A 20807-nucleotide genomic window follows, 5' to 3' on the forward strand; every position below is an offset into this window, starting at 1 on the left:
ACGTTGAGTCACCATACCCGATGGCGGCGCGCTGACACCCGATCAGTGCTCGGTTCGGCGGGCACAATACATGGGTGGGACTGCTGTTCCAGACGCGTGCGTCTGACTCCTCGTGGATCGGCACCGTGTGGACGTGCACGAGCGAACGCGTTGCGGAGATGACCTCGGTCGCCGGAGTGTCGTGGGGTCTCGTCTTCTGGCAGCGCGACGGCATCGCGTACACGAGCATCAGTGGACCCGAGACCAGGACCGGCACCGCGCCCGTGCCCGAGGGCGCGACGTTCGTCGGCATCGAGTTCGCCGTCGGCACGTCACTGCGGGTCGTGCCGACGCCCGCCCTGGTCGACGGCGGCGTGGAGCTGCCCGACGCCCACAGCCGCAGCTTCCGGCTGGACGGCGGCCGGTGGGAGACGCCCGGCGCCGACGACGCCGAGGCCCTCGTCGCGCGGCTCGTCCGCGCCGGCGTCGTGATCCGGGACCCGCTCGTCACAGGCCTGCGCCGCGGCGACCGGCCGGCGGCGACCGCGCGCACCGTCGAGCGCCGCTTCCGCGAAGCGACCGGCCTCACACAGGGCGCCGTCCGGCAGATCGAACGCGCCCGCACCGTCGCCGCGTGGCTTGCCTCGGGCGTCCCGGTCGCCGAGGTGGTCGCGGGGCTCGGCTACTTCGACGAGCCGCATCTGGCCCGGGCGCTGCGCCGGTACGTGGGCCGCACCGCCCGCCAGCTCCGCGACGGCACCGGCGGGCCGATCGCGCTGGCCCTGGATCAGCGGGCGACGTCGTAGATCAGCTTGACGACGCCGTTCGGGTACGCCGCCGACTCCCGCAGCCGCAGCACCTGCTTGGCCTTGTCCGCGTCGCTGAACAGGCGCTTGCCGGCACCGAGCAGGACTGGGAAGACGAGCAGGTGGTACCGGTCGATGAGCCCTTCGTCCGACAGGCGCCGGGCCAGCTCCGCGCTGCCGTGGATGAAGATCGCGCCACCGTCGCCGCGCTTGAGCTCGGCCACGTCCCCGGCCGACCGCAGAATCGCCGTCGATCCCCATCCGTCGACGAGGGCGTCGCCGGCCAGCGTCGCCGAGACCACGTACTTCGGCAGGTCCTTGTACGCGGCGTGGTCCTCCGAGCCGCGCCATACCGGCGCGAACACCTCGTAGCTGCGCCGCCCGAACATCAGCGCGGTCGTCTCCTGCAGTTCCTCGCCCTTGAGCGAGAACGCCTCGGGCAGGAACTCGACGTCGTTGACCACCCAGCCGCCGCTGCGGTGCTCCTCACCGGGCCCGCCGCCGGGCGAGTCGACCACCCCGTCGAGCGACATGAACCCTGTGTAGACCAGCTCACGCATGACCCTGCTTCTCCTCAGCCCGGCAACGAGATCGACAAGGATGCTAGGACCCGCCGCCGTGACCGTCTTGTACAGAAACGACGCACCGCCGTCCCGTTGTCGAGAGCGGCGCCTGCCGGTCGGCCGGGTTGGTATGCCGAGGTGCGGGCGCGTCAGGAGGCGGGTTGTGACCGGTCGGCCAGGTGCGATCGGACAGCGCTGAGGAATGCCTCTGTCCGGGGCTCAGGTCCGGGGCCGTAGTTGATGTGACTGCCGTCCTCGGTCCACTCGCCCAGAACGGTGTACCTGGTGCCGTCGATCACTGAGCGAGCCTCCTCGAGGACGATGTACCGCACGCGGGCGTCATGGGCCGACACTGCCATGGCGGCGAAGTGCGCTTCGGCCGGATGCTGCGCGGCCGGGAACACCACGAGGAGTACGTGGTGGTCGGCAACGAGGTGGTGACTCACGGCCAGGCCGGTCGCGGGCAGCCGTTCGTGATCGGGCAGCGTCTGCCCCACGCGGTCCCAGACCGCGTCGAGGTCGAGCCGGCCATCCCGCCCGGCGCTCACCAGGTCGATGCCGAGCCGGAACAGCCCTGAGGGCAGCTCGCGATGCGCGAAGAGGTAGTGATGGCGGCGCGGATCGTCGGACATGCGCCGACGCTAGCAAGGCCCCTCATGGCTCGTTTCGGGGCGCGGCGAAAGGACATCGGTTCGTAAGAATCACGGCGGGGCGGGGATCGTAGGGTCGTGTCGTGGTCTTCAGACGTCTTGGCGCATCCGTCATTGCCGCGCTCGCCGTGCTCGTCGTCGCGGCCGGCTGCGCGGACGGCGCCTCCACCGGCGCGGCCGGGCCCGGGAGTCCGTCCGCGCCGGCCCCGGCTGTCACGGGTGGCGCCTCACCCGCCACCTCCGGCGCCACGGCGGCCCCGCCGACGCTGACGTTCACCGCGCGGACCGTCGGTGGCGGCGAGTTCAACGGCGCCACCCTGGCGGGGAAGCCGGCCGTGCTGTGGTTCTGGGCGCCGTGGTGCCCGACGTGCGCCGGTCAGGCCAAGGGGGTGAAGGCGACCGCCGAGCAGCTGGCCGGCAAGGTGAACGTCGTGGGCGTCGGCGGCCTCGACGACGAGCCGGCGATGCGCCGGTTCATCACCGAGTGGAAGCTGGACGCGGTGCCGCACCTGTCCGACGAGGCGGGCACCGTGTGGAAGAAGTTCGGGGTCACCTCGCAGAGCACGTTCGTGCTGCTGGACAGCCGCGGGACCGTGGTGCACAAGGGAGTCCTGCGAGGCGATGACCTCCCCGGCCGGGCCGCCGCGCTGACCTGATGGCCGACCTCGGGCTCGCGCTGGCGGCGGGGCTGGTCGCCGCGATCAATCCTTGCGGGTTCGCGCTGCTGCCGGTGTACCTGACGCTGCTGGTCCTCGGTGACGACAGCCCCGGCCGGGTGGTGGCGGTGCGGCGGGCGCTCGGCGCCACGGCCGCGATGACGGCCGGGTTCGTCGCGGTGTTCGGGGTCGTGGGGTTGGTGATCTCGCCGGTCGCCGGTGCGCTGTACCGGGTCCTGCCGTGGTTCACCGTCGGGTTCGGGCTGCTGCTGGTGCTGCTCGCCGGTTGGCTGCTCGCCGGTCGGCACCTGCCGTCGTTCGGGCTGCGGCCGGTGCGGGGTCCGCGGGTGCGGCGCTCGGCCGGCTCGATGACGCTGTTCGGTGCCGCGTACGCGTCGGCGTCGCTGTCCTGCACCATCGCCCCGTTCCTGGCGATCGTCGCCTCCAGCTTCCGCGCGGGCTCGGTCCTGGCCGGGGTGGGCCTGTTCGTCGCGTACGCCGCCGGCATGGGCCTGCTGGTCGGTGTCGCGGCGCTGGCCGTGGCCCTGGCCCGGCCCACGGCGCTGACCGGGCTGCGCCGGTTCGGCCCCGCACTGTCCCGGATCGGCGGTGCGGTCCTGCTCGTCGCCGGCGGGTACGTCGCCTACTACGGCTGGCACGAGCTGAGCGGCGCGGTCGACGACCCGGTCATCGCGGCGGCGCAGCAACTGCAACAGGCGCTGGTCCGCGCGGTGGAGACGCCCGGCACCGCGTGGATCGCGGCGCTCTTCGGCCTACTGCTCACCGGCGTTCTGACAGCACGAACGATCCGCGTCCGCCGTGCCGGACGGACCGCCGCCCCCGGACAGGAGCCTGGCGACGCCCCGCACACAGACGCAGGACGGTGACGGTGCCCCTCTCACCCGGAGCGCCGGACAATCGCTCGGTCCGGGTGAGTTTGGCGGGACCGAGCGGATATTGGTTTGTACGGTACGGCTCGGGGCGCCGACGTGCGGACCCGTGGCGCAAGGTCTACACCAAGATCTACGATCCTTGGAGGCCATGTTGACTACCACGGCCATCGATCTGGACACCCTTTCCGTCAACACCATTCGCGGCCTGTGCATGGATGCGGTCCAGCGGGCGGAGTCCGGGCATCCGGGCACGCCGATGGGGATGGCGCCGGTCGCGTACACCCTGTGGCAGCGGTTCCTGCGGTTCGACCCGGCCGATCCGATCTGGCCGAACCGGGACCGGTTCGTGCTGTCCGAGGGCCACGCCTCGGCCCTGCTGTGGTCGCTGCTGCACCTGACCGGGACGCGGGCGGTCGACCCGGACTACGAGGTGCTCGGCCGTCCCTCGATCACACTCGAAGACCTCAAGACCTTCCGCCAACTCGACTCGCGCGCTCCCGGCCACCCCGAGTACCGGTGGACGAGCGGCGTCGAGGCCACCACCGGGCCGCTCGGCCAGGGGGACGCGACCTCGGTGGGGATGGCCATCGCCGGCCGGTGGCTGGCTTCCCGGTACAACCGGGACGACTTCCCGATGTTCGACTTCGACGTGTACTCGATCACCGGCGACGGCGACATGATGGAAGGCGTCGCGTCGGAGGCCGCCTCGCTCGCCGGTCACCTGCGGCTGGCCAACCTGTGCTGGATCTACGACTCGAACCGGGTGACGATCGAGGGCTCCACCGACCTCGCGTTCACCGAGGACGTGGCCGAGCGGTTCCTGGCGTATGGCTGGAACGTCACGACCGTTGCGGACGCCAACGACCTGGACGCCGTGGAGCGGGCGCTGCACAACTTCCGGACCGAACACGAGCGCCCGACGCTGATCGTGGTGCACAGCCACATCGGCTACGGCTCCCCGGTCGAAGGCACCGCGCAGGCGCACGGCAAGCCCCTCGGGGCGCAGGCCGTCCGGGAGACCAAACGGTTCCTCGGCATGCCCGAGGACATCGACTTCTACGTCCCCGACGACGTGTACGGGTGGTTCGCCCAGGGCATCGGTGCCCACGGTGGCGCGGCCCGCGCCGCGTGGCGGTCGAGCTTCGAGGGGTACCGGGCGCGGTATCCGGAGCTGGCCGACGAGATCGAGCGGATGCAGCGACGCGAGCTTCCGGACGGCTGGCAGGACGCGCTGCCCACCTTCCCGGCCGATGCGAAGGGCATCGCCACCCGCGAGTCCTCGGGTCAGGTGCTCAACGCGCTGGCGCAGGCGGTGCCGTGGCTGTTGGGCGGGTCGGCCGACCTCGCCCCGTCCACGGACACGCGCCTGACGTTCCCCGGCGCCGGCGACTTCCAGGCCGACGAGTTCGGACGCAACTTCCACCTCGGTATCCGCGAGCACGCGGCGGCGGCGATCGCCAACGGGATGGCGCTGACCAAGCTCCGCCCGTACTGGTCGACCTTCCTGATCTTCTCCGACTACGCCCGTGGCGCGATCCGGCTGTCGGCCTTGATGGAGATCCCGACGGTGCACATCTTCAGCCACGACTCGATCGGGGTCGGCGAGGACGGGCCGACCCATCAGCCCGTCGAGCAGCTCGCCTCGCTGCGGGCCACGCCGGGGCTGCAGGTGTTCCGGCCGGCCGACGCGAACGAGGTGGTCGAATGCTGGCGGGTGGTCGCTGGACTGCGACGTGAGCCGGCGGCGCTCGTGCTCACCAGACAGCCGGTGCCGACCTTCGACCGCACCCGGTTGGCCGGCGCGGACGGGGTCGCGAGGGGCGCGTACGTGCTGGCCGACGCGCCGTCCGGCGAGCCGGACGTGATCCTGCTGGCCACCGGCTCGGAGGTCGCGCTCGCGCTCGCGGCGCGCGACGAGCTCGCCGCCGACGGGATCGGTGCCCGGGTCGTGAGCATGCCGTGCTGGGAGCTGTTCGACCGGCAGCCGCGACAGTACCGCGACGAGGTGCTGCCACCGGCGGTGCGGGCGCGGGTCGCGATCGAGCAGGCGTCCACGCTCGGCTGGGAACGGTACGTGGGCGACGCCGGCGCGATCATCGGCATGCACACGTTCGGCGCCTCCGCACCACTCAAGCAGCTGCAGAAGAAGTTCGGGTTCACACCAGAACGGGTGACGCAGGTCGCCCGGGAACAAGCGGCCGCGAACCCCTGACCGTCGAGGCGGCCTCGCCCGGCGCAGGCAACGAGGGGTTGTGGCAGGCAAGGAGGGGACGTGAAGGCAACCCAGACGCTGCACGAGCACGGGCAGAGCCTCTGGCTCGACAACATCACCCGGGGCATGCTCGACTCGGGCAAGATCCAGCACTACATCGACAAGTACTCGGTCACCGGCCTCACCTCGAATCCTTCGATCTTCGACAAGGCCATCGAGTCCGGCTACTACGACGACGCGATCCGGCAGGGGTCCAGGGCCGGGCTCTCCAGCGAGGAGCTGTTCTACGAGCTGGCGATCGAGGACCTGCGGCGGGCGGCCGACGAGTTCCTGCCGGTGCACGAGCGCACCGACGGCGTGGACGGGTGGGTGTCGCTCGAGGTGTCGCCGCTGCTCGCGTCCGACACGGCAGGGACGATCGAGGCCGCCAAGACGCTGCACGCCCGGGCCGCGCGGCCCAACCTGCTGATCAAGATTCCCGGGACGGCGGAGGGCCTGCCGGCGATCACCGAGTGCGTGGCGTCCGGGGTGCCGGTGAACGTCACCCTGCTGTTCTCACCGGAGCAGTACGAGGCCGCCGCGGACGCGTACCTGGCCGGCGTCGAGCGCCGGATGGAGCGCCAGCTCGATCCCGCCGTGGGGTCGGTCGCCTCGGTCTTCATGTCCCGCTGGGACGTCGAGGTCGCCACCCGCGTGCCGGAGGAGCTCAAGGACGAGCTCGGGCTTGCCGTGGGCCTGGCCACCTACCGGTCGTACCGGCAGCTCATGGACTCCGACCGGGTGCAGCGTGTGCAGAACTCCGGCGGGCGGATCCAGCGGCTGCTGTGGGCCAGCACCAGGACGAAGGACCCGGCCGCCTCCGACACGCTCTACGTGTACGGGCTCGCCGCGCCGTTCACGATCAACACCATGCCCGACGTCACGCTGGAGGCGTTCTACGACCACGGCGAGATGGGGGCGCCGATGCCCGCCGACGGCGACGGCTGCGACGCGATGCTGGCCCGGTTCCGTGAGACCGGCCTCGATGAGGGTGCCCTCGCCGCGAAGCTGCAGTCCGACGGGGCGAAGCAGTTCGTCGCCGCCTGGAACGACCTCGTGGAGAGGATCTCCGCACAGCGTGCCGCGGTCGCCTGACGCAGGCCGCGCCGGCCGGGCGGCTGCGTCACCGGCCGTCCGGCAGGTACCAGTGGTGCGGCGCGATGAGCCGGTGGACGGCGTCCGGGCCCCACGACCCGGGGTCGTACGGCTGCACCGGTGGCGGATTGTCCAGCAACGGGCCGGACACCTTCCAGAGCCGCTCGACACCGTCGGCGCGGGTGAACAACGACTGGTTGCCCAGCATCGCGTCGAGGATGAGCCGTTCATAGCCGGCCAGCGCGCACTGGGTGCAGAAGGAGTCCGCGTACCGGAACGTCATGGCAGCCTCGGTGAGGCGCATGGTGGCGCCGGGCTCCTTGGCCAGGAAGCGGGCCGCGATCCAACCCGGATCGTCGAAGTCGATCACCAGCTCGTTGTTGGACATCGCGCACGCCAAACTCGGGTCCAGCGCGAACATCCGCAGGGCCGGCTGCTTGAGCCCGAGGGTGACCACCTGCCGCCGCTGCCCGAGCGACTTGCCGGAGCGCAGGTAGAACGGCACCCCCGACCAGCGCCAGTTGTCCACCTCGACGCGGGCGGCGACGAACGTCTCGGTCTGCGAGCCGGGATCGACGCCGGGCTCGTCGCGGTAGCCGCGGTACTGGCCGCGCACCACCTGGGTGGGGTCCACCGGCGGCATGGCCTCGAAGACCTTGGTGGTCTCGTCGCGCAGCTGCTTGGCGGCCAGGGAGGTCGGCGGTTCCATGGCCACGAAACCCAGCACCTGGAACAGGTGCGTGACGATCATGTCGCGGAACGTGCCGGTCTGTTCGAAGAACCCGGCGCGGCCCTCGATCCCGATCGTCTCGGGCACGTCGATCTGCACGTGGCTGATGTGGTCGCGGTTCCAGATCGGCTCGAACAGTCCGTTGGCGAACCGCAGGGCGAGGATGTTGTCGACCGACTCCTTGCCGAGGAAGTGGTCGATGCGGAACACCTGGGACTCGTCGAAGGTGGTGTGGATGGCGTCGTCGAGCGCGCGGGCGGAGGCGAAGTCCGTGCCGAACGGCTTCTCGACGATGACGCGTGCGTTGCCCGCCAGGCCGGTGTCGCCGAGCATGCCGATCGTGGGCGTGAAACCCCGCGGCGGCACGGCCAGGTGGAACAGCCGACGGGGGTGCCCGCCGATCGTCTGCTCGGCCGTCGCCACCGCGTCGAGCAGCGGTTGCGGGTGCGCCGGCTCCGCCGAGCCGTAGGACAACGACTCGGCGAACTCGTGCCACGCCTCGCCGGTCGGCTCCGCCGTGCCGAACTCGGCCACCGCGTCCCTGGCGCGCCGGCGGAACTCGTCGTCGGTGACCGCGGAGCGGGCCGAGCCGACGATCCGATAGCGGGGCGGCAGTAGACCCGCCCTGGCCAGGCTGAACAGCCCGGGTAGCAGCTTGCGTCTGGCGAGGTCCCCGGTGGCGCCGAAGAGCACGATCACGTGATCCTCGCGGGGTGCGCCCTCCTGCCGCGGCGTCACCGATTCCCTGGCACCAGGCGCTGCATACTGAACGCTCATGATCCCTGGTCACTCCGACCGTTGTGGATGTTTGTCTGTACTCCTGACCGCTACCCGGCCCGGCGGTTCGTACACCGATGACGGCGCCGGTGGAATGCCGGTGGAGTCCGGCACCGGTGCTACACCATCCAGGCCATGTTCGAGGCCTGGGTCGGGTAGACGAACAGCGCTTCCCTCAGCGCGTCGGCGCGGATGTCCGCCCGGATGGCGAGCGCGAAGAGGTTCGAGAGCTCGTCGGCCTCGGGGCCCAACAGGTGCGCGCCGAGAATCCTGCCGCTGCCCTTCTCGATCAGGACCTTGTACATCGATGCCGGCTCGGCGACCCGTCGCGCCGAGTACCAGCTCGAGGTGTCCGCCTGCTTCACGTCGAAGCTCAGGCCCTCGGCCCGGGCCTCCTGCTCGGTCATCCCCACCGCGCCCAATGCGGGGATCGAGTAGACCACGCTCGCCCGGCCGCGGTAGTCCGTCGTGTGCTGGTCGCCGTTCAGGAGGTTCTCGGCGACGAGGCCGCCCTCGTACTGAGCGAAGGGCGTCTCGGGAAGACCGCCGCTGCTGGCCGCGTCCCCCGCCGCGTACACCGCTGGGTTCGAGACGCTCCGCAGGTAGTCATCGACCCGGATTCCGTGGCGATCGACCTCGATCCCGGCAGTGGACAGGTCGAGGTCGTCGATCTCGGGTGCGCGACCGGCCGCGTGGACGACCATGTCCGCCTCGAACACCTCGGATCCCGAATCGGTCGCGGCCATGACCCTGAAGTTCCCCGGCGTTCCTTCGACCCCCGTGACCTGGGCGCCGGTCCGGACGTCGATGCCCGCGTCGTGGGTGCGCACCAGGAGCCGGGCCACGAGGTCCTGGTCGAACTGTTTGAGGGGCCGGTCGCCCTGCTGCAGGATGGTGACCGTCGCGCCGGCCCTGGCCGCGATGTGGCCGAACTCGAAGGCGATGTAGCCGCCTCCGACGAACACGATCCGCCGGGGCAGCTCCTGCAGGTCGAGGAACTGGTCGCTGCGGGTGAGGTGCTCCTCGCCCGGGATGCCCAGCTTTCTCGGCCACGCGCCGGTCGCCACGACCAGGTTCGCGGCGTCGAGCACGTCCTGGCCGACCTCGATCGAACGCTCGCCGACGAAGCGAGCCCGCCCGTGGAAGGTCTCCACCCCCTCCTTGACGAGCATCTCCTCCTGCTGCCGGGGAAACGGGTCCGTGAACGTGGCCTTGAACCGGATGAGCTCCGGCCAGTCGATGCGCAGATCCCCGGTGACGCCGCGGCCCTGCATGCGACTTCTCCGGTCGATGATCTCGGCCGCCCCCACCAGCACCTTCTTGGGGTCACAACCGCGCAACCCACAGGTGCCGCCGTAGGGCCGGGAATCGACGATCGCCACGTTCCGGCCGGCCGCCTGGCATCGCGCGGCCACCGTTGAGCCGGCTTCCCCAGTTCCGATCACGACGACATCAAAGGACTTCTTCATGATCCTCCTTCTGAGGTACCTCGTCGTTGACGGCAGCAACGATCTGGCGCCGCCGCGCGAGTGCTGCCCGCCCGGCTGCCCGTGAGTGTGCTGCCCTACCCAGGTCCACGGCCCCCGACACATCCGCCGCCTCCCGCGCCCCCGCGGCCTGGTTCCCATCGTGTCGGCGCATGATGGAAGACGACGTCCACCGGCTCGTCCGAGTGCGCTCAGTGGGGGAGTACCGCCGTGACCAAGGACATCACGTACCGCAGGATCTACGAGGAGTCCTCGCCGGACGACGGCAAGCGGGTGCTGGTCGATCGCGTCTGGCCGCGGGGGATGCGCAAGGCGGACGCGCAGCTCGACGAGTGGCTGCGTGACGTCGCTCCTTCCACGGAGCTGCGCCGCTGGTACGGCCACGAACCCGGCCGCTTCGACGAGTTCCGCCGCCGCTACCTCACCGAACTGCGCGAGCCCGAGCGCCAGGAGGCCACAGAGCATCTCCGAGCCATCGCCGCCCACGACAAGGTGACGCTGCTGACCGCCACCCACGACGTCGACCACAGCCAGGCCGCCGTCCTCGCCGAGTGGCTGACCGGCGCCAGGACCTCCACGACCTGATCCGGTCGGGGTGCGTGACGATTCCTGACCGCCGGTGCGGTCCCGGCCGTGACGCCGCACGGCCGGGACCGGGGAGGAGAGGCTACGGCGTAACGTCGGCGCTGTCGATCGCCACGTTCCATCCGCTGCTGGCCGCGTTCTTCGTGCCGGTCAACCGGATCCGCAGGGTGTGCGAGCCGGCCGCGAGCACCGGGCTCGTCCACGCCACGCCCGAGGCGTTGCGCGTCGGGGCGTAGTTGTCGACCAGGGTCTCGGCGCCGCCGTCGAGCGACAGGGCCATGATCTGCTGGTCGGCGTCGCGGACGGCGTGCAGGGCGACCCGTGTGCCGGTGAAGGTGAACGTCGCCGTCGAGCCGGCCGTGAAGCTCCAGTTCGCGGTGCCGTTGAACATGTCCGGCACGCCCGTGGTCAGGCCCCAGCCGGAGCCGTAGGCGAAGCGGGCGTCGGTGCCGTCGTAGGTGCTCGCGGCCGCCGCCTGGGTCACGTCGGCGCGGTCGAGGGCGATGTTGGTGCCGGTGCTCGACGGGTTGCGCTGGCCCGTGTTGACGATCGTCAGCGTGTGCGGGCCGGACGCCAGGACGGCGCTGGTCCACACCACGCCCGAGGCGTTGCGCGTGGTGGCGTAGTTGTCGACCGTGACCGGGGTGCCCCCGTCGACCGCGACCGTCATGCGGCCCTGGTCGACGTCGCGGACGGCGTGCAGCGCGACCTGGGTGCCGGTGAAGCGGAAGGTGGCCGTGGCGCCGGCGACGTGGCTCCAGTTCGCGGTGCCGTTGAACATGTCCGGGACCCCCGTCGTGACGCCCCAGTTCGCGCCGTACGAGAAGTCGGGGCTGTTGGCGTCGACGATGAGCGGGCCGCCCGTGGTACCACCGTCCAGCGGGGTGCCGAGCGTGACGGTGTACGCGTCCGAGCCCGACGTCATCGGCACCGCCACGTTCAGCGTGCCGCCCGTGACGGCGACGTCGGCGCTGGATACGACCGCCGGGCCGGTCAGCGGGGACTGGTTGGCGATGCGGGCCACGGTGACGCGGGCGCGGCCGCTGGTGACGAGCCACGACGGCACGCCCCGGATCGCCACCGTGGTGGTGCCGGTCTGGCCCGTCTGGTTGCCCAGCAACGCGACCGCGCGGCCGGCGTTGCGGTCGATGCTCGCGGCGACGCCGATCGGGCCCGAGCCGGTCGCCGCGACGAGGTTCCCGGTCATCTGGGCGTAGGCGCGGTACGTCCACCACTGCCCGGTGGGCTGCCCGTTCCACAGCACCGAGTCGAGCGTGCCGGCGACGCAGCAGTCCGACCAGATCGCGTGCGCCGCCGCGGAGACGTTGGACGCGGCCAGGCGGGACAGGAACCAGGCGAGGTACCCCGGCTGCTGCTGCCCGGAGAAGAGGTACTCGTCGATGGTGAGCGGCAGCGCCACCACCCCGCGCGCGGACAGGATCGCCGCCGCGTCGGCCGAGTCGGCCAGGGGGTCGTTGCCGAAGTGCCAGTTGAGGACGTTCGGCAGGGTGCCGTCGGCCTTGGTCCGCGCGACCCAGGCGTCGAGCCAGCCGTGGTTGTAGCCGGAGTACGACGGGCCGACGATGACGGCCGACGGGTCGACCTGGCGGATCTGCGTCACCGCGGTGTTCCACATCTGGTAGTACTGCGCGCTGTTGACCCCGCGCGGCCAGAAGCCGGTGCCGTCGGGCTCGTTCCAGATGTCGTACCGCACCCGCGCCCCCGACGCCTTCACGTCCGTGGCGAGCCGGTTGACGAACGCGCGCCAGTTGGTGCAGTCGCCGTTGTCGCACGGGTACACGGTGTTGGACGGCTGCTCGGTGTCGGCGCCCCAGATGTCGGAGACGAGCAGGTGGTAGGTGGCGTTGTAGGGCGCGGCGGTGACCCGCCGGGCCTGCCCGACGGCGGAGTTGAGGCGCACCTGGTAGGCGGACCCGGCGGTGTACCCGTCGCCGATCCAGCCGTGCCCGGCGATGCGCGCCCCGCCGCCGCGGAACAGCGTGGGATGCAGGGGCTGCAGCAGGGAGTCGGCGGGCCCGGAGCCGTCCTGGTTGAGGCCGTACAGGAACCCGGACCCGGCGAAGGTGGGTGTCTTGCCGACCGCGGAGAAGTCGACGTTGACGGTGGTGTCGGCGGCCTCGGCCGAAGGCGTGGCCAGGAGCGGCACCGCGATCGAGCAGATGCCGAGGAGCAGGACGGCGATGAAGCGGCTTGGCGGAGCGGCGCGGGACATCAATCCTCCTGATTGACGGGGAGACGGGCGTCGTCTCGCAGGAACAAGGGGATCCGGGCCAGGGGAGCGTCGACGGTGACGGTCCTCCCGCCCGGGAACGTGGTGCCGGTGTCGGTGTGCGTCCAGCGGGCGCCGGCCGGGAGGTACACCTCGCGGTCGCGCGCGCCGGGGTACAGGACGGGCGCGACGAGCAGGTCGCGGCCGAACAGGAAGGCGTCGTCGACGTCCCAGGCGGCGGCGTCGGACGGGAACTCGACGAGCAGCGGGCGCAGCAGCGGCAGGCCGGAGCGCAGCTGCTCGTGCAGGTACGGGCGCAGCCGTTCGCGCAGTCGCAGGAAGGCGGCGAGGATGGCGTAGGCCTCGTCGCCGTACGACCACACCTCGTTCGGGCCGCCGCCGACCCCGACGCCGGCCCGGTCGGTGCGGGGCTCGCGGTGGCCGTGCAGGCGGAACAGCGGGCAGAACGCGCCGAACTGGAACCAGCGCACGAGCAGCTCCCGGTACTCCGGGTCGTCTGGGTCGCCGCCGTGGAAGCCCCCGATGTCAGTCGTCCACCACGGGATGCCGCTCATCGCGACGTTCAGCCCGGCCCGCACCGACGCCCGCAGCGCCGGGAACGTCGCCGGGATGTCGCCCGACCACAGCGCCGCGCCGTAGCGCTGCGAACCGGCCCAGGCCGAGCGGACCAGCGACAGCACCTCCGTCTCGCCCTGCTGGCCGAGGTACTCGAAGGCGCCGCGGGCGTGCTCGCGCGGATACAGGTTGGCGACCTCGGCGCCCGGCCCGGCGGCCAGGCTCAGGTTGTGGAAGTGGCCGGGGCGCATCTCGGGCTCGCAGGCGTCGAGCCAGAACGCGCGGACGCCGTCCTTGCCGTACGACTCGTGCACCCGCGCCCACAGGAACTCCCGCGCCCGCGGGTCCGTGGCGTCGTAGAACGAGACCCCGATCGGCGCGTCGGTCTCGCCGTCGGGCCATTCCGCGTGTACGCCGCTGCCGCTGTCGGTCGCCACCAGCAGCCCGGCGTCGCGCATCGCGGCGTGGTTCGTCGACAGCGGGCTGACCGACGGCCACACCGACACCGCCAGCTCGACGCCGAGCCCGCGCAGCTCCTGGACCATCGCGGGCCCGTCGGGCCAGTCCTCGCCGTCCCAGTCCCAGTCGCCGAGGTGACGCCAGTGCAGATAGTCCGCGACGATGACCGACAGCGGCAGGCCGCGGCGACGGTACTCCCGGGCGACCTCGAGCAGCTCAGCCTGCCCGCGGTACCGGAGCTTGCTCTGCCAGAAGCCCGACGCCCACGCCGGCAGCTCGGGCGCGGGCCCGGTCACCTCGGCGTAGCGGCGCAGGATCTCGGCGGGCTCGCCGGCGGTGAGCCAGTAGTCGATCTGCGGCGCCCGGTCGGCGACCCAGCGGGTGCCGTTGACGGCCAGCTCCACGCGCCCGACGGCCGGGGTGTTCCACAGCAGCCCGTAGCCGCGGCTGGACACCGTGAACGGGATGCTCACCTCGCCGTTGCGCTGCTGCAGCTCGAGCACCATGCCCTTCTGGTCGAAGCGGCCGTGGCTGTGCTGGCCGAGGCCGTAGAAGCGCTCGCCGGCGTAGGCGGCGAAGCGCTGCTCGACGCGGTGGCCCCCGGCGCCGGCCGGCTCGAAGTGCCGCGGGCCCGGCCACCAGAAGTGGGCCGGCGCCTCGCGCAGCAGCTCCTCGCCGGTGTCGGCGCGGCGGGCGGTGAGCAGCCCGCCGGCGCTCACCTCGACCCGCAGCCGGCCGTTGACGAGCGCACCGTCCACGATGGACGCACCCGGGTCGGCGGGCCGGTCGAGCAGGGCGCCGGGCCGGTCGTCGGCGATGCGGTGCCGGCCCGCGCGGACCCGCACACTGTCGGCGCCCCACGGCTCGGCGACGAGCACGTCGTGGCCGTGCCGCCAGGTCAGCGCTGTGGTCATTGCTCTCCTAATCCTTGACGCTGCCGCTGGTGATGCCGGCCGCGACGTAGCGTTGTGCGACGACGAGCAGCGCGGCGACCGGCAGCGAGGCGATGACCCCGGTGGCCATCACGCTGTTCCAGTCGCTGATGTGCGCGCCGATGAAGCGGTAGATGCCGACGGTGATGGGGGCGGCCTCGTCGCGGGTGGTCAGCGTGACCGCGAAGAGGAAGTCCGCCCAGGCGAACAGGAACGAGAACAGCCCGGCGGTGATGACCGCGTTGCGGCTCACCGGCAGGATCACCGACCACAGCGTGCGCAGCGCCGAGGCGCCGTCGAGCTGGGCCGCCTCGCGGATCTGGACCGGGATGCCGCGCATGAACGTGTGCACGATGAGCACGGCGAACGGCACGCACAGCGTCGAGTCGGCGAGGATCAGCGCGAGCGGGGTGTCGAGCAGGTACAGCTCGTCGGCGGCGACGTAGAACGCGTTGGCCATGACGATGCCCGGGATCATCTGCGCCACCAGCAGGCCGAACAGCAGCGTGCGGCGCAGCGGGGCGCCGAGCTGGGCCAGGCCGAACGCGGCCGGCACGGCGACGGCGAGCGTGACGCCGACCGTGCCGAGCGCGACGTACACGCTGGTCAGCAGGTGCCTTCCCTGGCTGGACAGGGCGTTGCGGTAGCCGTCCAGGGTGCCGTGGACCGGCAGCCAGACCGGCGAGGGTTTGATGAGATCCGTGGACGGCAGCAGGGAGGCGTTGACCATCCAGTACAGCGGGAACAGCATCACGGCGAGGACGATCACGCCGATCGTGGTGTTGGCCGCGCGCCTCACGACGAGCGCCGTTCCGCGCGCAGGTAGCCGATCGCGAACACCACGGCGACGACGATCAGCAGGTTGCCGACGGCGGCGCCGCGCCCGAACGTGAGCTGCTGGAACGACAGGTCGTAGGAGAAGGTCGTCAGGGTCTGCGACGAGTCGGCCGGGCCGCCCTGGGTGAGCACCATGATGACGTCGAACACCTTCAGCGTGTAGATCAGCCCGAGCGTGAGCACGACCGTCGTGACGGGCCGCAGCAGCGGGAGCGTGATGTGCCGGAACCGCCGCCACGCCCCGGCGCCGTCCAGCGCGGCGGCCTCGTAGAGCTCCTCGGGGATGGACTGCAGCCCGCCGTACAGGATCACCATGTTGAACGGGATCCCGACCCAGACGTTGACCAGCGTGACGGCGGTGAGCGCCACGCTCGTGCTGGCCAGCCACGGGATCGGCTCGTCGATGAGGTGCAGGCCGAGCAGCGACTGGTTGAGCACGCCCGAGTCCGTCTCCAGAATCCACCGCCACGCCGTGCCGGACACCACCAGCGGCAGCAGCCACGGCACCAGCAGCAGCGAGCGCAGCACGCCGTTGAGCGGGAACCGGCGGCGGAAGAACACCGCCAGGGCCAGGCCGATGCCGAACTGGAAGGCCAGCGACGCGGCGGTGAACAGGACCGTGTTCGTGACGGTGCCGGCGAACGCCGGGTCACGGAACACCTCGCGGTAGTTCCGCAGCCCGGCGAACGGCGCGACGCCCGTGTAGAAGGACGAGACCGTATAGTCCTGGAAGCCCATCCGCACGTTGGTGGCGAGCGGATAGAGGTAGAACAGGACCAGGTACAGCCACGCCGGGGCGACGAAGGCGAGCCGCTTCACTTTCGGGCAGCCGCCTTGAGCGCCTCTTCCGGCGACTTCCCGCCCGCGAGGCAGGCCTGGATCGCGTTGAACAGCGCCTCGCTGGCCTTCGGGTAGTCGGTGCCGAGCTCGGCGGTGCGGGCCTGGGCGGTGGCGATCTCCTCGACGAACGCCGACAGCTGCGGGTCGCTCTGCGCGAGCTGGGCGGCGGCGGCCTGGTTGCTCGGGATGTAGCCGGCCGCCTTCGACCACTCGAGGCTCTTGTCCTGGCTCAGCAGGCACTTGAGCACCGACATGGCCTTCGCTTCGCGCTGCGGGTTGCTGCGCCCGACCGTCCACATCTCGCCGCCGAGCGGGGTCACCGGCTTCGCGGTGGGCGAGGGGATCGGGATCGGCACGATGCCGAACTTGAGGTCGCTCTTCTTGTTCAGCGTCGGCAACTGCCACGGCCCGTTGACCATCATCGCGGCGTTGCCGGCCATGAACTGGTCGTTGACGTCGGCCTGGGTCCAGGTGACGACGGACTTGGACGCGGCCTTGGCCTCGACGAGGTCCTTCCACAGGGTCAGGGCCTTGATCGCCTCGGGGGAGTCGAGCCGGCTGAGGCTCGCCCCGGCGGTCCAGAAGAACGGCTCGAACTGGAAGCTGCCCTCCTCGGTGCCGACGGCGGAGAAGGCGATGCCGTAGCGGGTGCCCTTGGTGAGCGCCTTCGCGGCGGCGGTCAGCTCGTCCCAGGTCTTCGGCGGCTGGAGGCCCGCGGCGGTGAAGAGGTCCTGGTTGTAGTACAGCGCCAGGCCGTTGACGCCGGGCGCGATGCCGTAGGTGTCGCCCTTGTACTTGCCGGCCGCCACGATGGAGGGGTACAGCCCGTCGGTGGACAGCTCCTTCAGCGGCACCAGGCCGCCGGACGCGGCCAGCTGCGGCAGGTCGGGGTTGTCGACGAGGGCGAGGTCGGGCAGCGACCGGGCGGACGCCTGCTGCAGCAGCTTCGGCATGAACTGGGCCCGCGGCACCTGCTGGTGCTGGACCTTGACGCCGGCCTGGGCGCCGCACTCGTCGAGCAGCTTCGGCAGCTGGCTGTTCTGCGGCGCGGCCTCGTAGTAGTCGATCTCGGTCAGGGTGTCGGCGCCGTCGTTGGTGCCGCCGGCTCCGTTGCCGCACGCGGTGAGGGCGAGGGCGGTGAGGACGGTGGCCGCGAGTTTTCTCATGGGGGTGGGCCTCTCTCGATTTGTCGAACTGATTCGACAACCGGCGGAAGGGTGTGCGGTGGGCGGGGGTGTCGGTTCAGCGGACCTTGAGCAGCGGGGCCAGCATCGTGACGGAGGGCTGGACCTCGTTGTTGAGCAGCCCGGCGAGGCGCTGCACCGCGGTGCGGGCGAGCTCCTCCACCGGCAGGGACACCGAGGTGACCGGCGTGGTGAGCCGGTCGACGGCGTCGTCGGGGCAGATCGCGACGATGTCGAGGTCGGGCCGGCCGAGCCCGGTGAGCCGGTCGGCCACCAGCGGCAGCGCCCACTCGTTGTAGACGACCATCGCGGTGATGTCCGGGTCGCGTTCGAGCAGCTCGCCCAGCGCGTCGACGACCCCGCCGGCGGTCGGCAGGCAGGGCGTCCAGGTCGCCGCGGCGCCCTGCTCGCGCAGCGCGTCGAGGGCCCCGTCGCGGGCGTGGGCGGCGTAGGCCGCGCCGCGGCGGTAGGTTTCGGGATGCTGCCCGAGGAAGCCCACGTGCGTGTGGCCGCGCTCGACGATGTGCTCGGCGGCGGCGCGCCCGCAGGCGACGAAGTCGAAGTCGACGTACGGCAGGCCGTAGGGGTTGTCCGGCGTGCCGACGAGGACGGCGGGGCACTGCAGCGTGCGCAGGAGCTTGGCCCGGGGGTCCTTCTGCTGCACCTCCATGAGCATCACCCCGTCGACCAGCGCGGTGCCGACGGCGTCCCGGATCGCGGACGTGCCGTCGTCGTCGGTGAGCATGAGCAGCTTCAGCCCGGCATCCTGGGCGGCGGTGAGGGCCGCCCACACGTACGGCATCTGGACCTGGTTGTGGGGTCCGTGCACGAGCGGCAGCGCCATGGCGATGACGCCGGAGCGCCTGGTGCGGATGGAGCGCGCCCCGGCGTGCGGCCGGAACTGCAGCTCGGCGATGCTCGCCTCGACCCGGGCGATCGTCTCGGGCGAGATGGAGCGGTTGCCGCTGAGCACGTAGGACACCGTGCTGCGCGACACCCCCGCGTGCCGGGCCACGTCCGCGATGGTCACTGCCATTGCCCGAGTCTCCTCCCATCGCCGCGGTCCGGCCGCACTGGGTCGAGCCGGCTCCGTCGAACTGTCGAATCAGTTCGACGCGTGGACGGTAACACCGCGGCAACACGGCGACAAGACCCGGCGGCAAGGACCGGTCAGTCCGTCGCCGCGATGGCGTCTCTGATCGCTTGCGCGTCGCTGTCGAGGAGCGACCGCTCGCGCTCCGGCGCGTCGTGCTGGAGGGTCCAGCCGTCTCCCGCGTAGCGGGGGATGACGTGAAGGTGGAAGTGGAAGACCGTCTGGTAGGCGACCTCGCCGTCGCAGAGGAGGACGTTGATTCCCTCGCAGCGCATGGTTGAGCGCCGCAACGCCCGTGCCATGTCGTGACCGACCGACCAGGCGTGCGCGCTCGTGACTCCGTCGAGGTCTTCGAGGCCCACCGCGTGCACGCGCGGCACGACGAGGAGGTGGCCGGGTGTGACGGGGTTGAGGTCCATGAAGACCACGACGGTCTCGTCCTCGTACACCACACTGGCCTCGGCCTGCCGGGCCGCGATGGCGCAGAAGATGCACCCCTGCGCCGCCGGCGTCGCGTTCTGTGTCATGCGCGCAATGGTCCCCAGTGCGCCCAGACGGGCGCTACCGGGTTTGCTGCTCTACCGATCGGGGCCGGTGCCTGGCTCGGCCCGCGTGTAGCTGTCGGTGTAGTAGCGGCCGACCTGGTCCCGGTAGCCGGACTGGGTGAAGGTGTCCGGGTCGTACGCGGGGGAGTCCTTCACCTGCTGCCGCGTCCGGTCCACGTGGACGGTGCGCTCACGGTGTCGACGTGGTCCTGTAGCCGCCGGCGAGTGCCGCCGGGTCACGCCAGGTCCAGGGATCGAACATATCCACGGGTTACCCCGATGGCCGCCGCTCATGCGGATCGAGTCCGTCGAACAGGATCTGGCGGTCGTCGATCACAATGAGAAACCGCCGTCGAGCGTCAGCAATCCGCAAACGACAAACGTGGGAATGGTGCCGTGCCGGCGCCGCCACGAATTCGGCCGGTCTATTCCGGCCCTCAATGCCGGAAGTTCTATTTCGGAATCGGTTTGCGGTCCAGCGGAATGGCGCAACCTTGACATGGGCCAACTGTCCGCCACGCCACAAGTCGACCTGCAGGTCCGGGAGTGAGCCATCGGGCAGATTCCGGGAACCGAATCGACGGCTTGCTGGTCAGGCCTGGTGGCGCTGGCCAAACGGCTATGTGGCTGTATGATTTGCGGCATCGCCGAAACGACGAAGACCGTCATTCTCGGCCGCACCAACAGGTGTGATCTGGGTCACTCAAAACCTGCGCCGATTTGTCCGATCCGGGGCTTACGTGGGTTTTCTGAATCGTACTGCTTCTTAGCTTTGACTTAAGGCTGTTAAAGGTAGCGGTGTGTCTATACCTCAAGGATTCATTCCCTCGCCGAACCGTGGCATGCTTTCGAACGGAATGGTTACGGCAATGTCTCGGACGGCGCTGAACGCCGGTCATCACGCAGCCAATGAGCGTGTACCGCAGACAAAGGAAAGTTGTAGTTAGGTCTGGAACCCCGACCGAACTTTCATGCCGACAAGATCCGACAGGCCAATGGCCGTCGACGGACGGATGTCGACTGACCGGGAGGATTCCCACAGCATGAACCAGCACTCCACCTCGCATGACCTCACCGACGGGCTGCCCAGCGTCCCCGCCGACGAGTCCCCGCTCCACCCCGCGCAGACCTCTTCGCGCTCCGCGACCGGCCGCAGCCCGCTGCGCCGCGCGGGCGTCGGCATCGTGGCGGCGGTGCTCGCCGCCGGCAGCCTGAGCGCGTGCAAGGATCTCCCCGACCTTGGCGCTCTCCCCGCCTATGGCGCGCAGCCCGGCGCATCCGCGAGCACGGGCGTCGCCCCGTCCGCCTCCACCGGCCTGGGTAGCCCCTCCGCTTCGGCCTCGGCCTCGGCTTCTGCTTCTGCTTCGGCTTCGCCCTCCGGCTCCACGGCTCCCACGCCGACGAGCACCAGCACGACGACGCCGGGCGCGGGCGGCAACCCGACCTACACGGTGGCCGGCTTCCCGGCCGCCAACAACACCGGCTACCCGCAGGGCCTGCCCGGTGACACGCGCAAGAAGGTGACGCTGACGCCGTACACCGGCCCGATGACGATCACGGTCGCCGGCACGGTCATCGACGGCAAGGACATCAACGGCCACATCGAGATCAAGGCCAAGAACGTGACGATCCGCAACAG

Annotated in this window: 20 protein-coding genes; 8 read left to right on the plus strand and 12 right to left on the minus strand. The window is 71.0% G+C overall.

Annotation, left to right across the window (positions count from 1 at the left end; genetic code table 11):
* Positions 1–74: 74 nt before the first annotated feature.
* Complete coding sequence (locus ABZ321_RS46935; protein WP_354902840.1) at positions 75–785, plus strand: helix-turn-helix domain-containing protein; 711 nt, start codon at positions 75–77, stop codon at positions 783–785.
* Here the strand turns inward: ABZ321_RS46935 and ABZ321_RS46940 are convergent.
* A complete protein-coding gene (locus ABZ321_RS46940; RefSeq protein WP_344506418.1) occupies positions 767–1345 on the minus strand; it encodes a dihydrofolate reductase family protein in 579 nt (192 codons plus the stop codon). The two genes, ABZ321_RS46935 and ABZ321_RS46940, sit on opposite strands and share 19 nt — an antisense overlap.
* 152 nt (positions 1346–1497) lie before the next feature.
* A complete protein-coding gene (locus ABZ321_RS46945) occupies positions 1498–1980 on the minus strand; it encodes a hypothetical protein (RefSeq protein ID WP_354902842.1) in 483 nt (160 codons plus the stop codon).
* Positions 1981–2081: 101 nt separating this feature from the next.
* On the opposite strand from ABZ321_RS46945, the gene ABZ321_RS46950 reads away from it, so the two are divergent.
* The 4 genes from ABZ321_RS46950 to tal all read left to right on the plus strand — a co-directional run bounded on the left by ABZ321_RS46950 (position 2082) and on the right by tal (position 6893).
* Entirely contained in the window at positions 2082–2654 is a 573-nt protein-coding gene (locus ABZ321_RS46950) for a redoxin family protein (protein WP_354902844.1), read from the plus strand.
* The gene (locus tag ABZ321_RS46955; RefSeq protein WP_344506412.1) at positions 2654–3541 is read left to right on the plus strand and encodes a cytochrome c biogenesis protein CcdA; all 888 of its coding nucleotides are present in this window, start codon (positions 2654–2656) and stop codon (positions 3539–3541) included. The genes ABZ321_RS46950 and ABZ321_RS46955 overlap by 1 nt, the downstream gene beginning before the upstream one ends.
* 154 nt (positions 3542–3695) lie before the next feature.
* Positions 3696–5759 carry a transketolase gene (gene tkt / locus ABZ321_RS46960; RefSeq protein WP_344506410.1) on the plus strand — a complete coding sequence of 688 codons (2064 nt, stop codon included), beginning with the start codon at positions 3696–3698 and terminating at the stop codon, positions 5757–5759.
* Between the two features lie 60 nt (positions 5760–5819).
* The gene (gene tal / locus ABZ321_RS46965; RefSeq protein ID WP_354902846.1) at positions 5820–6893 is read left to right on the plus strand and encodes a transaldolase; all 1074 of its coding nucleotides are present in this window, start codon (positions 5820–5822) and stop codon (positions 6891–6893) included.
* A gap of 28 nt (positions 6894–6921) precedes the next feature.
* Here the strand turns inward: tal and zwf are convergent, their stop codons facing one another.
* Together zwf and ABZ321_RS46975 are read right to left on the minus strand one after the other, a co-directional pair.
* Entirely contained in the window at positions 6922–8361 is a 1440-nt protein-coding gene (zwf, locus tag ABZ321_RS46970; protein WP_354902848.1) for a glucose-6-phosphate dehydrogenase, read from the minus strand.
* Positions 8362–8519: 158 nt separating this feature from the next.
* Positions 8520–9869 carry an NAD(P)/FAD-dependent oxidoreductase gene (locus ABZ321_RS46975; RefSeq protein WP_354902851.1) on the minus strand — a complete coding sequence of 450 codons (1350 nt, stop codon included), beginning with the start codon at positions 9867–9869 and terminating at the stop codon, positions 8520–8522.
* A gap of 228 nt (positions 9870–10097) precedes the next feature.
* On the opposite strand from ABZ321_RS46975, the gene ABZ321_RS46980 reads away from it, so the two are divergent.
* Entirely contained in the window at positions 10098–10472 is a 375-nt protein-coding gene (locus ABZ321_RS46980) for a DUF488 family protein (protein ID WP_354902854.1), read from the plus strand.
* Positions 10473–10554: 82 nt separating this feature from the next.
* Here ABZ321_RS46980 and ABZ321_RS46985 read toward each other — a convergent pair whose 3' ends face one another.
* The 8 genes from ABZ321_RS46985 to ABZ321_RS47020 form a co-directional block, all read right to left on the minus strand.
* Positions 10555–12705 (minus strand): hypothetical protein, encoded by a 2151-nt coding sequence (locus ABZ321_RS46985; protein ID WP_354902856.1) that lies wholly within the window; start codon positions 12703–12705, stop codon positions 10555–10557.
* Positions 12705–14651, minus strand: a complete 1947-nt coding sequence (locus ABZ321_RS46990) for a TIM-barrel domain-containing protein (RefSeq protein ID WP_354902859.1) — start codon at positions 14649–14651, stop codon at positions 12705–12707. The genes ABZ321_RS46985 and ABZ321_RS46990 overlap by 1 nt, the downstream gene beginning before the upstream one ends.
* Positions 14652–14658: 7 nt before the next feature.
* On the minus strand, positions 14659–15468 hold the full coding sequence (locus tag ABZ321_RS46995; RefSeq protein ID WP_354902861.1) for a carbohydrate ABC transporter permease: 810 nt from the start codon (positions 15466–15468) through the stop codon (positions 14659–14661).
* Complete coding sequence (locus ABZ321_RS47000) at positions 15465–16325, minus strand: sugar ABC transporter permease (RefSeq protein ID WP_354902863.1); 861 nt, start codon at positions 16323–16325, stop codon at positions 15465–15467. Before ABZ321_RS47000 ends, ABZ321_RS46995 begins: the two co-directional genes overlap by 4 nt.
* Positions 16322–17512: a sugar ABC transporter substrate-binding protein gene (locus ABZ321_RS47005; RefSeq protein WP_344506397.1), complete on the minus strand. Its 1191-nt coding sequence runs from the start codon at positions 17510–17512 to the stop codon at positions 16322–16324. The genes ABZ321_RS47000 and ABZ321_RS47005 overlap by 4 nt, the downstream gene beginning before the upstream one ends.
* A gap of 76 nt (positions 17513–17588) precedes the next feature.
* A complete protein-coding gene (locus ABZ321_RS47010) occupies positions 17589–18566 on the minus strand; it encodes a LacI family DNA-binding transcriptional regulator (RefSeq protein ID WP_354902867.1) in 978 nt (325 codons plus the stop codon).
* A gap of 134 nt (positions 18567–18700) precedes the next feature.
* Complete coding sequence (locus ABZ321_RS47015; RefSeq protein ID WP_344506395.1) at positions 18701–19150, minus strand: HIT family protein; 450 nt, start codon at positions 19148–19150, stop codon at positions 18701–18703.
* A 51-nt stretch (positions 19151–19201) separates the two neighbouring features.
* Entirely contained in the window at positions 19202–19345 is a 144-nt protein-coding gene (locus ABZ321_RS47020; protein WP_354902869.1) for a hypothetical protein, read from the minus strand.
* 115 nt (positions 19346–19460) lie between these two features.
* On the opposite strand from ABZ321_RS47020, the gene ABZ321_RS47025 reads away from it, so the two are divergent.
* Positions 19461–19718, plus strand: coding sequence for a hypothetical protein (locus ABZ321_RS47025; RefSeq protein ID WP_344506393.1), 258 nt, complete (start codon positions 19461–19463; stop codon positions 19716–19718).
* A 493-nt stretch (positions 19719–20211) separates the two neighbouring features.
* The coding region (locus tag ABZ321_RS47030) for a hypothetical protein (RefSeq protein ID WP_354902871.1) at positions 20212–20807 on the plus strand (596 nt) is incomplete at its 3' end.

Source organism: Dactylosporangium sp. NPDC006015 (assembly GCF_040614215.1).
GTDB classification, from domain to species: domain Bacteria; phylum Actinomycetota; class Actinomycetes; order Mycobacteriales; family Micromonosporaceae; genus Dactylosporangium; species Dactylosporangium maewongense.